The sequence below is a fragment of the Oceanobacillus manasiensis genome, from assembly GCF_000724085.1.
Classification (GTDB): domain Bacteria; phylum Bacillota; class Bacilli; order Bacillales; family Amphibacillaceae; genus Oceanobacillus_B; species Oceanobacillus_B manasiensis.
Window position 1 is genome coordinate 280,686 of record NZ_CCDL010000001.1, and the last position, 13,647, is coordinate 294,332.

Consider the following 13,647-nt stretch of genomic DNA (forward strand, 5'->3'; position numbering starts at 1 on the left):
CCTCTCTATGTATTGTTTCATTGTTGAATAATTAAAGGAAGCTCTTTTAACTCATCGATTACATACCGCGCCATAACATCACCCCAGGCTAAATCCCTTTTCCATACGCCAACCATACCTACATTTTCTGCACCTCTAACATCATTTTCAGGATGATCGCCAACGTACATACTTTCTCTAGCAGGAACTTTTAATAGATTAAGAGCCCTTAAGAAAATTTCTGGATCCGGTTTTTTTACTCCTTCCCATTCTGAAATAAGTATTGTATTGAAGTAGCTATCAATTCCTCAGGACTTTATATTATTCATTTGAAATTGCCCTTTGCCATTTGTGATCATCCCTAATCGAATTGAACTAGTTCTTAACCTTTCTAATGTCGTTATTAAATTTGGAAAAGGGATACAACTTTTATGAAACTCGGTTATGTAATCATTAAGCAACATTTCCCATATGAATTCGGTAATTTTGAATTCATCAACCATCTGCTGGTACACTTTATCTTTCCAAACGTAACCACGACATTCCAACTCTATAAATCTTGAAACGTAAACTTCTCTAGGGATATGGCCAAGTTCATTATTAAATCTTTTATACTGGTTTTCTACAAATTTTCGTACAGTAGCCTCCCTGTTTAGAAGCGTACCATCTAGGTCGAAGATAACTGCTTTAATCATTTTCACCTCATTCCTTATCCTTGTAGTTCTTTATATAAGTAAAACCAACTAAATACTGCAGTGAATTTTTATCTTTTCCCCTTGCTGCCTATAGTTCTATGCAAATAACATGCTATAATTCATATAAGTGCATAGGGTCGTCATGGGTGGTGGCTCGCTCCCTTTTAGAAAGGGGGTGATGCCAATGGCAGTATTTGAGGCAATGGTTCTGATGATTTCTTTTGGAACGTTAATTGTTGCTATTCTGTCATTTAACAATAAAAAATAACCACCCTACGCCTGACAGCTAAGTAGGTGGTTATTTTATCAACCAATTAGCGAGTCGCCCCCTTGAAGGGCTATGCGCTGATACCGTTAGTGTTCCAGCACTAGCGGTATTTTATTTATATGATTATCTACGTATAGTATACCCGATCTTATTTAAAAAGAAAACTCTGATTTTTCCTTATTACAATCTCTGCGTAGATGTTCATCCTGAGCAATCTCTGTTATTTTACACTTAAAATGATTACACGTATGGACTTAGAAGTTAACCTTCTCCAATCTTTTGGAAGGTTATTATTTATCATGCGCCTTCCCTAAGAAGCCGAGCATTCCTGTATAAGCATCTGTTTTTCCCAATCCCGGTGTATGATCAATGATCGACACCATTTTTATAAATGACTGAATCTGTTCATACATAAAATCCAGGTCTACTCTCTCCAGATACCCGTCTTTTCCTTCAGCAACTAGGTAGTCAGGTGCTGGTACAAGCGATATATTTGGAATACCTACATTAAATAGTGACTAGATGAAGTACATTTCGGGGTCAATTTACTCATGTAATACGCAATTCCTCTGCTAAAGCCTTAATTGCTTTTTTTACTTCTTTTATGTTTTCATCATGATTAAGTTTATTTCTTGCATGAAGTAGTACGGGCCTTACTGATTCTACTGATCTGCCAAACTTGTACATCCATTCATAGCGCGGAACCATCCAAGTATGAAAATGGTGTGTCGTATCCTCGTTATAAAAATAATAGACTTGTTCAATACCTAAAACTTTCCTTTGAGCTTTTCTAATCTTGGACAAAATATTTATGTAATCTATTTGTTCTTCTTCGGTTAATTCATCAAAGCATTTGATATGCCGCTTAGACGCTAAAATGATTAAACCTTTTATGGGATACGCAACATCTTGATGTGCGTGGAAGTGCTCTGTTTCTATTACTACACCACCATCTGGTTCAATAACTCCACCCGTTAAAGCACAGCTTAAACATTCCACTTCTACAACTTTTCCATTGGAAAGCGTAATCGTTCTCATAGAAGCCTCCTTTAAGGTTAAATCCGTATCGTATTTTACTTAAGCATGTTTGTTACCTTTTCTGCCATTTCTTTAGGTCTAACATCTATAGATGAAAGATGATTTGCTTCCACCCACATAGGTTTATAAATGCCTCTATTTCTATCTAAATCCGTAAATTCTTCACCTATTCCAGTACCAAATTCACCTTCCGTAATCTCCGCTAGAAAATAATGTTGCACACCGTGGTAATGTAAGGAAGCGATGTACCTAATAATATTTATTTGTACTCCTAACTCTTCGTAAACCTCACGTTTAGTAGCTTGCTCTGGTGTTTCCCCTTCCTCCATACCGCCTCCCGGGAAAACATAATAAGTCGAGCCTTCTCTAATCCTTTTGATTAGAGCTATTTTATTTTCTCGTAGCAGTACTGCTGAACCCCTATTCCTCATTTTTTTATCTCCACTTCTAATTAAGCCAAATTTATGTAAATCTACTATTTAACCCTTTCTTAATTGCCCATAGTTGATGTTCATGAAAAGAGGATTCCTCCATTTTTTCTACCCTTACCCATTTCACATAATGATCTTCTTCTACAGGTTCCTGCACTCTCTCCAACAGTTTTGCTTGATAAAAATATCCATCACTTAATAGAGGTTCATTTTTGGTAGAGTAAAAGTAACACATGGCATTACCTATAAAGGAGCTTATCTCTATTTTATACCCTGTTTCTTCTATCATCTCTCTTTTCAGGCATTCTATATCTCTTTCATTATCTTCCATTCTTCCTCCGGGCAAAAAGTGATTGCCATTGGCGGTCTGGACAGCTAATACTTTATCTTTTAAATCATTGAAAATAACAGCATACGCACCCTTTCTAACTCTATATTCCACGTGTTCATTCTTACTACCGAAAATTAACCTCATTACCACACCTACTTTTATATTTACTCCTTAACTTCCCATTGCTCGTAACAAACAGTTTCTATTCCAAGCTCGTTCTTGTTCATCCACTCAAAAGCTTTAAGTACTAACGGAGAGGCGTTATCTAGTGATACTTCTTCCCTTGTTACCCAAACAGCGCCAAGAGAATCCTGTCCCTCAAACTGTGCAGGTTCGGTTATTTCCCCTCCTATTCTTTTGACCTCATAGTATACCGCAATATGATGAACATGCGTAAAACTCTTCCAATCCCAAGGAACGATGAAATCAATTGCGCCCAGGTTTTTGAGGATCTCAATATCAATTCCCGTTTCTTCTTTAAACTCTCTTTGCATCGCAATTGATAAGCCCTCCCCTTCCTCTAGACTACCACCAGGAAGGTCATAACGATTTTTATATGGTCCTCTGCTTTTGTTTATAACTAAGAGTTTGTTGTCTTCTATATAAATTCCATAGACGCCAAAAGCTCTGTGGAATTTTTTAATATGTGACATAGTGGCCCCCTTACATAAAAAATCACATGAGAAAAAGACATTTTTTACTTCAATCAGCTAGATTCATTTTTCATTACAACTATATTTTTTCCTCCCACTCTTCAGCTAGAATTGCATAAAAATATTCATCCCACCAATCCCTATTACCCTTCTTATAATGTGCAGGTATACACTTCTTGAAATGGCCCTCTCTCCTCATTCCGATCTTCTCCATAACACGGGAAGAAGCAATATTTTGAGGCTGACAAGTGGCAATTATCCGATGAATTTTCAATTCTTCAAAACTATACTTGAGAATAGCCATTGCGGCTTCTGATGCCAACCCATTATTGTGATATTCTGGATTAAAAACCCATCCTATTTCATAAGTTCTTTCTCCACCCCATTTATGAAAAACCATATGACCTATAAGTGCATTTTCTTCCTTAAAAATCACAGGGAATTTTTCCGCATTCTCTCCGACGTTTTCTCTTATAAAATCCTTTACTCCCTTTTCAGACAACACTCCTTCAGGTATATATTCCATCACATTACTATCAGATGTATACTTCAAAACAGATTCCCAGTCTTCGAATTGAAAATCTCGTATCAATAGTCTGTCCGTATTGATTAACATATCTTTTCCTCCAAGAAGTGCCAAGCCATAGCTTGAGCACCTTCATCTATCACATGTAATATTTCTACTCGTAATAACTTCTGCAAACCAACGTAGTACTCCATTATGATGGTTTATAATTTCTTGGGCTGTAATAACTTGTGAATCCCAGGTACTATGTGTATCTGAAACTAACGTAACCTTATAACCCAAACTAAACGCTCTTCTACAAGTCGTATCCACGCATACTTCTGTTTGAATTCCGGTAATTACAAGTTGTTCAATACCCTGTTTTTTAAGTTCATCATTTAAAGTAGTATTTAAAAAGGAATCTGGAGTAGCCTTTTGAATAATTATATCTTGTTTGCTTGGCGTAATGTCAGAGTGGATCTCCCACCCCTTTGCGCCGTACTCTAAAGGCTGACCAGCAGGTGCATTATGTTGAATATAAAAGATCGGGGTTCCTTTAGAGCGTGCTTGATCAATTAAGTCCTTTAAATTATGTAGTAACTTTTCTCCTTTATATACAACATTACCGTCCTGAAACATACCATTTTGAACATCAATAACGAGAAGCGCTTTCTTCATTATTCTCCCCCTTTGTAATCTCTTCTATTAGACTGTGGCAGGTTTGTTGTAACTTGAAATTTATCATTCCTGCGTAACTTCTACGATTATTTCATCAAAATATTTCTCATCAATATAAACCTCTAATTTCCATGCCCCTGATGATGGAAACATTACGGTTGAACGGGCATGCCCGTTAATGGATGTACCACGAGGGGATAATTTTTCATCTTTAAATGTTATTGGATTTATCGAATCTTCTTCACCTTGCTTAAATGCTTTTACTTCCCATTCTTTATGGGAAATTTCGTCTGGTCCCCAAAAATGCCACATCCACTTTTGTCCACTCTCTGTGATGGTTTTAAGACCAATTATTCCAATGCTACCTTCTTTTCCAAACATTTCACCGTACTCATTTGTAAAAAAAGGACTATCATCTTCCCATTTTTCTTCTTTAAGGGTTTCTTCTGTTTTACAAGCTGCGATTACAGAAACAAGGCTAAGGACAATCAGCAACAATCGTTTTTTCCTCAAAATAATTCCCCCATAGTTTCAATGAAACTAATTGAATAGTCATTGGCTAATTTAACATCAAAAGGCTGGCTAAATATGCACTTTTCATTAAATATAATTGAATACTTTTATATCTATCTCATCTATGTAACCAATCTCTTGTTTTAAGTCCCATAACAGTATTTCAGATGTCTCATTATTTTTGAGAAATGGTTGGAGTTTTACAAGCGTAGTAAAATAGACAGGATTATACTTTACCTCGTCACTGACCAAGCTTTTCACTTTCAACAATCCCTTAAATTCTAACCCTGAAACTCTCTGACCAGTTTCTTCGTAAAGTTCCCTTATAGCACACTCTTTTGGTGTTTCGTCTTCTTCCCTCCTTCCTGCTGGTATTTCCCATTGCTTTCTCAACGTGTTATAACATAAAAGATATTTATCATCACATTTAATTACTGCATAAGAACCAGCTAACCGATGATAATCATATACTTCTGCTTCTTTCACAACAATAAAATCAAGAAAACTAAAACCATTATTCTTCGTATTATTCAATTGGGAACCTCCATTTAATTAAACCGCCATACTGTGCAAGTAAGTTTTTATTAATGCTATCCACGAACGATCGACGACGACTTATTCGTCTTTTACCTATTTCTAACCACATAGGTAATAGCATTTGTTTTTAATAACACCTCTTTGTCATTACGCACTATCTTATATTTCAATGGTTTTACCTGCTCCTTAACAACTTCCCAACCATTATAAAAGCTTCTTAATTTACCTATCATATCTTCAGTCTTTATATTTACTTCCATTAGAGCATCCAGTCTTTCATTTGTTTGAATGTCCGTTTCTTCTACTTCAGAGTTTACGATTATACAATTTAAACCGCCATCTTTCGTGCCTGCTGCCATCTTTTTTAAAACGCTATCAAAAATAGATTCTGAAGCAACATGTTCTAAGCTTGATACGGCTACAATATAATCATATTCATTTTGCTTAATTTGATAATCTGTTATATCAGAGTTCTCTAATTCAATTACTTCTTCAACATCATACTCTTTACTGTATCGGCTTAATTTCTCTATTGCAGAGGGTAATAAATCAACACAAACAACTTTTCTAGCACTGTGCTTTAATTCATTTGCAATTGGAATGCTGTTCCTACCTACACCAGCCCCTAAATCAAGAACGCGAATATCCCGCTTCCCTTTTAGTAGTGATAATTGTTCCATTACCGTTTTTACAGGCTTATATAGCCAGGATCCCTCTTCAAATAATTTATAGTTTTCATAACAAAAAATCATGATATTTCTTCTCTTCTCGTCGAATATATTCAACTCTATCCAAATAATAATCCCCTTTTAATGGTTAAACTGTACCTTATTTAAATTTTCATTTGGAACTCCGGTTTCTATGTAACTTCTTATCAATTTCCATCCATTGTTTTCATTTCTTTTAAATGTCTGAAAGAACAAACTAATATTCTCTAATTTCTTTCCGTCAACTATTAGTGTAGCTGATAAAATTGCCATTATTTCATTTTGTCGTAAAGGGATGATCGCTATTTCATTTAAGTCCCATTCGTTTCCCTCTTGCTTGGCAAACTTAAACCCTTGTTCCCAGCCAGTTACCGACTCTTCATAGCCAAAGTCTACTAATTCGCCATTTGAAATCTCTCTTGCTTTATAATCAATGGACATCATATCTCTCAATTCTGCTAAAGACGATTTTCTCCACACATCTAAATAGGAATCAAGAAACTCGCGAAATGATTTATTTTTCATAATAGGGGACCTCCTGATATATCATGTTTACTCATTAACAGGTTTTATAAAAAGAAGTAACAAAAAGCTAAGCCATGAAATACTCAGCATGATAAAGTAAACAAAATTCCAAGTAGATTGTTCTTCCATTAAAGCTATAACCTTTATAATTAATAGTAGAGAAATAATTATGAAAGATAATATATTTGCGTTCCTAAGTAAAAACTTCTTCATCTTCTTTCCCCCCTAAAACAACTTGTTCTAAAGTTGTCAAATGAATAAGCCTTCCTTTTCCCAAAAAGGATCGAGAAACCCTTCTTCATATAATCCGTTATGATCTAAATCTTCCTGGTTATATGGTGAGAGGTCATGGAGATATAACTGATATATATTTTTAAGAATAGCTTTATCTTGAAGCTTAATCCGCATTAATTCGGGTGAGCATTGATTAGAATCCATTTTACCCTCCTTAATTAATACATCCTTATATCTACTTTCGACTTAAGTCCTAATGAAACCTTTTTTTATATTTTAAGTTGCTTTTTGTGGGTACATTTCACGCGGGGGTAATGAATTGTAAGGCTCAAATTTATTATTTTATATGAGGGGTATTTGCTAGTAGAAACAAAAACCTACAGAGGAAAGAGATCCCTTTGTAGGTTTTTATAATTTTTAATAGTTACCCAAGTTCTGAGTTGGTGTCATAACGATCACTGGATTCTTGGATGGATCCAACCACTTCATAATCGAAACTACATTTGATTGAGAAGTGGCTACACAACCAAGTGTATAACTGCTTCCAGTATGAAGGAAAATGGCACTACCTTTTCCAGGTGTTCTTTGGGTATTATAATTTATGACAAAGCCATATGTATATAGACGATGTGTCATATTTTCAGCGCTTTTCCATTGACCTTCTGTTTTACTTTTTGATTGCCATGTGTTGTAAAGAGGGGAATCAGAATCGTCAACCCATACATCATCACTTGTGATATCTCTCCATGGAAGTTTGGTTCCAGGATTTCCTTTTTGTCCGAAACCTGTACCGATTGTATATTTTCCAATAGGTGTTTTCCCATCGCCTTCTTTTTGTTTACCAAACCCATTTTTACCGAGAAAACCTGACGTGTTCAGGACCTGATTCCATTTACCGCTTCCATCTTTCTCGAAAGTTTGGATGGTTGCATTACTGGTACTATAACCGTTTGCTGTAACTAATATGAGTTGGCGGTTTCCACTAACCGTTTTCAACTTATCAGCATCATTTTTAGGATTTGCAGGTTTCTTGGTAGTAGTTTGACTAGATTCCTCTTTCTTTTCTTCTTTCGTAGCGACAACAGGTTTTTTATCAGACAAATATTTACTTGAAAGCCAACCCGATTTACCATTTACGTTTACTTTACTCCAAGCATCACTTAACTCTGTCACCGTAACAGTTTGTCCTTCTTGAACGCTAGTAATGACAGCGTGATTTGTACCCGGTCCATTCCGAACGTTCAGCGAGCTAACATCTACATATTTTGTTATAGGATCAATAACTTTAGTGGAAGGATCAGCTGACTTCGTTTCTTTTTCAGCTTCTGAAGTTTGTGTTTCTACTTTTTCCTCCTTTTTTGCTTCAGATTTTACTTTATCCGATGTTTCCTTGTTTACTTCAGCAGTTTCCTTCTTGTCTTCTTCCTTATCTTTTCCTTCACTTTCCTCTTCTTTATCCTTACTTTCTTTTTCCTCTTCCGTCTCGTGCTTGTTTTCTTCCGATTTAATCTTTTTATTAATCTCTTTGTCTTTATTAGCTTCCTCAGGTGTCTCTTCTATAGATTTTTCTGCATTCGCTTCTGAATCGTTATTGCCTATCCACACAATGCCAACTACTAGCACAGCAATTATGAGGAGAGAGGAGATTCCTACCATCCATTTTTTCTTCGCCATATCGTAAAACCACTCTTTTCTTTACGTATTTGCATCCTTATCTATTATCGGCAAATTTATGCATTTATTTAAAAGGGACTGCCCTTTCTTATGTAGTTACCGTTACAGCTCGACAACAGTGTGAAGATTAAAGAAACAACAAAACGGGGTCTATACTTAACGCCTAGCAGCTCAAAAATCCTATTAATCTAAATTAACTAAAATAATATCGTCTTGTATACTCTCGCAACCCTCTAAAATGTACTCCGTACTTTCTGTGGATTCTATAAATTTAATCGAGGTACAAGTTGTGGTATTGATCTCCCCGTCACCAAACGTATCTCTTCTTGTGTCACGTGTTGAAGTTATTGTTTCCCCGTTATATTCTAGGTCGTGCAGCATCGGATCACCTTCAGTGGTATACATCACTACTCTAAGGCTATCTTTCCGTCCATTTTCCGCATTCTGGTGAAATTCATCAAATCTTTCTATATTTTCAATATCACCATTTCTATCTTTAACGTCTTCAGTTGAAGGAGTGTAATCAGGAATATTATTTTGTTCTTGATTCGGTTTTGTTGTGTACTCTGTATTCTGACAACCAACAACGACCAAGGTAATAATTAAAACACTTACAAATCGCACTAACTTTTTCATTGTATTTATTCCCCCCCAATAAGTAAGACGTTTTTATCTAAAGGATGTTTCATTTAATTCAAACTACTACAGATCAGTAAAAAGACACCTTGCTCCTATTTAGCAAGGCGTCCTATCCGAATTTCTATGACTCAATAGACAGCTCTACTTCATTTCCTTCCACTTCAAAACTTTTCATAGTAGGTTTACTCTCAAAATGAATCTTATTTAAAATCAAATTCCGTTGCATTAATTCATCATGCTCAACCAGAACGTTTTGCAGCCATGTATCAGCCTGGATAAATAGGTCTACTCGTAAATCAACAGGTAGATTTAATTCTTTTCTATATGTTTGTACTGCTCGGATTACTTCTCTTACTAATCCTTCTTCTCTTAATTCCTGCGTTACATTTGTATCTAATAAGGTTAGGAAATGATTACCTTCCAGTAATGCAAAGCCATCTCTTCCCTTTCTCTCAACAAGAACGTCCTCTTTAGTGAGTTGTACAGTGTCACCTGAATTTAGTACTACCAACAATTCGCCTTCTTCAAGAAACGTCGCCTTTTCCAGGTTGCCTAATGCCTCTACTTTGTTTTTCACTTCACCTAGAGATTTTCCTAGCTTAGGTCCAGCAACTGAGAAATTTAACTTCATGTCGAATTGTATTAACTCTCGAGCAACTTCTTTAAATGTTACTTCCTTTATATTCATTTCATCTTTTATGATAGAAACATATTTCTGCAACGCAGACAGATTAGATGCTTCTACTGGCACGACAACCAGCCTGGCTAGTGGTTGTTTCGTTTTTATTCCAACTGTATTGCGCAACGATCTGGTAAGCTCTATGATTTCTAAAACGGCATCCATATCCTTTTCTAATTGTTCATCCACAAGTTTATCGTCTAATTGTGGATAATCCGAGATATGCACACTTTTGTTCATTAAGCTTGTGTATATGTCTTCTGAAACAAATGGTGTGTAGGGAGCCATGAGCTGAGAAAGCTTCTTTAAAACCTCAAATAAAGTACTAAATGCTGCCCGCTTATCATCGGTCATTCCATTACTCCAAAAACGCTGTCTTGAACGCCTTACATACCAATTACTAAGTTCATCAACAAAGGTAGCGATGGTCCTTGCCCCTTTGGTGATGTCATATTCCTCCAGGCTTTGAACAACTTCCCTCGTAACGGTGTTTAGGCGAGAAATTACCCATTTATCAAGCGTTGTCGGAATTCCGCCCAAGTCACTAGCTGGATTAAATTGATCGATTTCTGCATACATGGAATAAAAAGAGTACACATTTAACAAAGTATCAATGACTTTGGATTTTGCATGACTTACCGTCTTTTTAGAAAAGCGTTTGTTGTTCCATGGTGAGCTGTCCGCTAACAAGGCCCACCTTAACGAATCGGCACCAAACTCTTCAATAAGCTCTGTAGGATTCAAAGCATTTCCCTTACTTTTCGACATCTTTTGGCCATTTTCATCCAAAATATGTCCTAAGGAAAGAACACGTTTATAAGGTGATTGTCCTGTAAACAGTGTTGAAACTGCTAATAAGCTATAAAACCACCCTCTTGTTTGGTCAACTCCTTCAATTACGACATCTGCAGGAAATTGTTTCTTAAACAAGGGCTCGTTTTCAAATGGGTAATGGTACTGAGCAAATGGCATGGATCCACTATCAAACCATACATCGATAACCTCGCTTGTTCGATCCATTCTCCCGCCGCATGAACAGGTTAATTGGACGTTATCCACATAAGGCTTGTGCAACTCCAACTCTTCTGACACTTTTTCCACAGCAAGTTCTCTTAGTTCTTTTGATGAATGTGGCGCTTTTTCTTCTCCGCATTCCTGACAAACCCACACATTTAACGGTGTTCCCCAATATCTATTTCTTCCTATATTCCAATCCACCATGTTATCTAAAAAGTTCCCAAACCTTCCATCTTTCATATGGGAAGGGAACCAACTAACTTCCTGGTTATTTGCCTGCATTTTTTCTTTCACAGCTGTTGTCTTAATAAACCAACCTTCCATTGCGTAATAAAGCAGTGGACTGTCACATCGCCAACAGTGTGGATAACTATGTTGATATTTTTGCTTCTCAAATAAAAGATTTTGTTTTGATAGCATTTTTATGATGTCTACGTCACAATCTTTTACAAATCGCCCCGCAAGTGGCATTATCTCTTCCGTGTAGCGACCTTTTGTATCCACAACATTGATATAATCAAATTGATTTTCCTGTATTGCCTTGTAATCATCTTCACCATGGGCTGGCGCGATATGCACAATACCTGTTCCGCTTGTATCTGTAACAAAGTCTGCCCCAATCACTTTATGTCCACTAGTTACCGTGACATAATCAAAAGGAGCTTCATAAGGGAGACCTAGTAAGTCTTTCCCTTTCAGGGTTTCCAGCACCTCGTAATCCTCTTTCATCACGCTTGGAGCCAAAGATTCTGCAAGAATAAACACTTCTGAGTCTTGCTTTACTCGGACGTAGTTCATAGTAGGATTGACTGCCACGGCAACATTCCCTGGTAATGTCCATGGTGTCGTCGTCCAGCCTAAGAGATACTCATTTGTGCTGCCTTTTAGTCGAAACTTGGCTGTTACAGATAAATCGGAAACGTCTTTATACCCTTGTGCCACTTCATGAGAGCTAAGGGAAGTTTCGCAATGTGGACAATAGGGGACAACTCGATGCCCTTTATATAAATAACCATTCTCATGGATTGTGGATAAGATGTTCCAGACAGACTCAATATACTTGTTGTTTAGTGTTACATAAGGATTTTCCATATCGACCCAATAACCAAGTGCCTCCGTGAATTGTTTCCACTCACTTTCATAAGCAAAGACACTTTCTTTACATTTCTGAATGAAATTCTCAACACCATATTCCTCGATCTCATCTTTCCCACGAATGTTTAATTGTTTTTCCACTTCTAATTCAACAGGTAAACCATGAGTATCCCAGCCCGCTTTTCGCAGCACCTGGTAACCAGCCATTGTTTTGTATCTTGCTACAAAGTCCTTGATCGTTCTTCCAAGGGCATGACCTGCATGTGGCAGCCCATTTGCAGTTGGCGGACCTTCATAAAAAACATAGGTCTCTCTTCCTTCACGATTAGCTATGGAGCATTCAAACGTTTTGTCTGCTTCCCATTTTTTTCGAACCCTTAATTCCCTTTCAACATTGGTCTCCTTCACCATCATCACCTCATTTAAATAAACTAAAGCGCAGGCACCCGTTTTGGCTGGAGCTGGCCGTGGCTTATCTACGCTTAACTTTCACCACTAATTTTCAGTTCATTGCTTTGTAAACAAAATTAAAAAACTCGACCCCACATACGTAGGATCGAGTTCATATATATAAATATATTCGACTTTTAACAAAATAAAAAAACCATAGTAGTGGTTTTTATCAAATCGTTACACTACGTACTATCATACGCGTCCTGGGTATCGGTAGAATGCCGTCAAAGTTTAAAAATCTTTTCAACTTTGCTTCTCGGAGAGGATTTTCATTACGGCCTTACCGTTGACTTTCAGCAATCGTCAACTCTCTGTAGATAAGATAAACATAACTACTCTTTCTCGTCATCGAATTATTATTAAATTATACAAATCATAGCCGACCGGAATGAGAAAGTCAACTTTAATCTTTACATTTATTAGTCTGTTATTTGTGTTTTCTGCTATTATAGAATATATACTGAAAATTGGATCTATAAAAGGGGACTAAAAAATTGAATGAACTTTTAATGTTATCCATTTTGTTCTTTATCTTTTTGACTTACAAGTTGATTAAAATATTCCGAATAGAAGGCGTGCCAAGAAGCAATAAGATCTTAGCTTGGTCTATATATGGAGTTTGCACTGTTGGATTGATTTCTGTTAATTTGTGGCTATAGATAGCACAGAGAAACCTATTACTAATGAGTGATTGTTTTCTTTTTACTTAGAATAGGGTATAATACAAGTAATAAAACATATAATTTAAAAAACCGCTTGGTGCTGGTACACCAAACGGTTTGCAATAGCTAAGGCTCCCTGCAAGGGGGTCAGCATAGGGTAGAAATAATCCACCAGAGCTGCTAACTCAAGGGTGGGTTATTTTTTTTGGTTAAATGACAGCACTGCAACAATTAAACTTGAAAAAGCTACAGCAAACATAAGTGTTTCGAAAACCGTCATACAGCACCACCCCCTTTCTGTTGGGAGTGAGCTGACCACCCTTGAGAAATCCTA

Annotated in this window: 15 protein-coding genes, 2 pseudogenes and 1 other annotated feature; of the genes and pseudogenes, 1 reads left to right on the forward strand and 16 read right to left on the reverse strand. The window is 36.6% G+C overall.

Annotation, left to right across the window (positions count from 1 at the left end; genetic code table 11):
• Window positions 1-17 precede the first annotated feature (17 nt).
• A pseudogene (locus BN985_RS01520) lies at window positions 18-674 on the reverse strand (HAD family hydrolase).
• A 178-nt stretch (window positions 675-852) separates the two neighbouring features.
• Between BN985_RS01520 and BN985_RS19300 the strand changes: the two are divergent.
• On the forward strand, window positions 853-942 hold the full coding sequence (locus BN985_RS19300; RefSeq protein WP_232225516.1) for a putative holin-like toxin: 90 nt from the start codon (window positions 853-855) through the stop codon (window positions 940-942).
• A 290-nt stretch (window positions 943-1,232) separates the two neighbouring features.
• On the opposite strand, the gene BN985_RS19440 is transcribed toward BN985_RS19300, so the two are convergent.
• The 15 genes and pseudogenes from BN985_RS19440 to ileS all read right to left on the reverse strand — a co-directional run bounded on the left by BN985_RS19440 (window position 1,233) and on the right by ileS (window position 12,609).
• A complete protein-coding gene (locus BN985_RS19440) occupies window positions 1,233-1,355 on the reverse strand; it encodes a hypothetical protein (protein ID WP_269635251.1) in 123 nt (40 codons plus the stop codon).
• Between the two features lie 136 nt (window positions 1,356-1,491).
• On the reverse strand, window positions 1,492-1,980 hold the full coding sequence (locus BN985_RS01525; RefSeq protein ID WP_042220680.1) for an HIT family protein: 489 nt from the start codon (window positions 1,978-1,980) through the stop codon (window positions 1,492-1,494).
• 35 nt (window positions 1,981-2,015) lie between these two features.
• Window positions 2,016-2,411, reverse strand: a complete 396-nt coding sequence (locus BN985_RS01530; RefSeq protein WP_042220681.1) for an NUDIX hydrolase — start codon at window positions 2,409-2,411, stop codon at window positions 2,016-2,018.
• 31 nt (window positions 2,412-2,442) lie between these two features.
• Window positions 2,443-2,886: an NUDIX hydrolase gene (locus tag BN985_RS01535; protein WP_042220683.1), complete on the reverse strand. Its 444-nt coding sequence runs from the start codon at window positions 2,884-2,886 to the stop codon at window positions 2,443-2,445.
• 20 nt (window positions 2,887-2,906) lie between these two features.
• On the reverse strand, window positions 2,907-3,395 hold the full coding sequence (locus BN985_RS01540) for an NUDIX hydrolase (RefSeq protein WP_042220684.1): 489 nt from the start codon (window positions 3,393-3,395) through the stop codon (window positions 2,907-2,909).
• A gap of 79 nt (window positions 3,396-3,474) precedes the next feature.
• On the reverse strand, window positions 3,475-4,011 hold the full coding sequence (locus BN985_RS01545) for a GNAT family N-acetyltransferase (RefSeq protein ID WP_042220686.1): 537 nt from the start codon (window positions 4,009-4,011) through the stop codon (window positions 3,475-3,477).
• Window positions 4,012-4,053: 42 nt separating this feature from the next.
• Window positions 4,054-4,578 (reverse strand): cysteine hydrolase family protein, encoded by a 525-nt coding sequence (locus BN985_RS01550; protein ID WP_198029957.1) that lies wholly within the window; start codon window positions 4,576-4,578, stop codon window positions 4,054-4,056.
• 63 nt (window positions 4,579-4,641) lie between these two features.
• Window positions 4,642-5,091, reverse strand: coding sequence for a DUF4871 domain-containing protein (locus BN985_RS01555; protein WP_052360581.1), 450 nt, complete (start codon window positions 5,089-5,091; stop codon window positions 4,642-4,644).
• 87 nt (window positions 5,092-5,178) lie between these two features.
• Window positions 5,179-5,625, reverse strand: coding sequence for an NUDIX domain-containing protein (locus tag BN985_RS01560; protein ID WP_042220689.1), 447 nt, complete (start codon window positions 5,623-5,625; stop codon window positions 5,179-5,181).
• Window positions 5,626-5,717: 92 nt separating this feature from the next.
• Window positions 5,718-6,423: pseudogene (locus tag BN985_RS01565) on the reverse strand (class I SAM-dependent methyltransferase).
• Window positions 6,424-6,437: 14 nt separating this feature from the next.
• Window positions 6,438-6,860, reverse strand: coding sequence for a hypothetical protein (locus BN985_RS01570; RefSeq protein ID WP_042220690.1), 423 nt, complete (start codon window positions 6,858-6,860; stop codon window positions 6,438-6,440).
• Window positions 6,861-7,109: 249 nt separating this feature from the next.
• Window positions 7,110-7,298, reverse strand: coding sequence for a hypothetical protein (locus tag BN985_RS01580; RefSeq protein ID WP_042220693.1), 189 nt, complete (start codon window positions 7,296-7,298; stop codon window positions 7,110-7,112).
• Between the two features lie 213 nt (window positions 7,299-7,511).
• Window positions 7,512-8,768, reverse strand: coding sequence for an SH3 domain-containing protein (locus BN985_RS01585; RefSeq protein ID WP_232225517.1), 1,257 nt, complete (start codon window positions 8,766-8,768; stop codon window positions 7,512-7,514).
• A 183-nt stretch (window positions 8,769-8,951) separates the two neighbouring features.
• Entirely contained in the window at window positions 8,952-9,404 is a 453-nt protein-coding gene (locus BN985_RS01590) for a DUF4362 domain-containing protein (protein WP_052360582.1), read from the reverse strand.
• 124 nt (window positions 9,405-9,528) lie between these two features.
• Window positions 9,529-12,609, reverse strand: a complete 3,081-nt coding sequence (gene ileS, locus BN985_RS01595) for an isoleucine--tRNA ligase (RefSeq protein WP_042220695.1) — start codon at window positions 12,607-12,609, stop codon at window positions 9,529-9,531.
• Between the two features lie 166 nt (window positions 12,610-12,775).
• Window positions 12,776-13,009, reverse strand: a binding site (T-box leader).
• Window positions 13,010-13,647 lie beyond the last annotated feature (638 nt).

Bases quoted from the DNA above. Each gene is read 5' to 3' on its own strand.
- BN985_RS01530 (WP_042220681.1), bottom strand. From the start codon at position 2,411: ATGAGGAATAGGGGTTCAGCAGTACTGCTACGAGAAAATAAAATAGCT.
- BN985_RS01545 (WP_042220686.1), bottom strand. From the start codon at position 4,011: ATGTTAATCAATACGGACAGACTATTGATACGAGATTTTCAATTCGAA.
- BN985_RS19440 (WP_269635251.1), bottom strand. From the start codon at position 1,355: ATGTATGAACAGATTCAGTCATTTATAAAAATGGTGTCGATCATTGAT.
- BN985_RS01550 (WP_198029957.1), bottom strand. From the start codon at position 4,578: ATGAAGAAAGCGCTTCTCGTTATTGATGTTCAAAATGGTATGTTTCAG.
- BN985_RS01535 (WP_042220683.1), bottom strand. From the start codon at position 2,886: ATGAGGTTAATTTTCGGTAGTAAGAATGAACACGTGGAATATAGAGTT.
- BN985_RS01525 (WP_042220680.1), bottom strand. From the start codon at position 1,980: ATGAGAACGATTACGCTTTCCAATGGAAAAGTTGTAGAAGTGGAATGT.
- BN985_RS01585 (WP_232225517.1), bottom strand. From the start codon at position 8,768: ATGGCGAAGAAAAAATGGATGGTAGGAATCTCCTCTCTCCTCATAATT.
- ileS (WP_042220695.1), bottom strand. From the start codon at position 12,609: ATGGTGAAGGAGACCAATGTTGAAAGGGAATTAAGGGTTCGAAAAAAA.
- BN985_RS19300 (WP_232225516.1), top strand. From the start codon at position 853: ATGCCAATGGCAGTATTTGAGGCAATGGTTCTGATGATTTCTTTTGGA.
- BN985_RS01540 (WP_042220684.1), bottom strand. From the start codon at position 3,395: ATGTCACATATTAAAAAATTCCACAGAGCTTTTGGCGTCTATGGAATT.
- BN985_RS01570 (WP_042220690.1), bottom strand. From the start codon at position 6,860: ATGAAAAATAAATCATTTCGCGAGTTTCTTGATTCCTATTTAGATGTG.
- BN985_RS01590 (WP_052360582.1), bottom strand. From the start codon at position 9,404: ATGAAAAAGTTAGTGCGATTTGTAAGTGTTTTAATTATTACCTTGGTC.
- BN985_RS01580 (WP_042220693.1), bottom strand. From the start codon at position 7,298: ATGGATTCTAATCAATGCTCACCCGAATTAATGCGGATTAAGCTTCAA.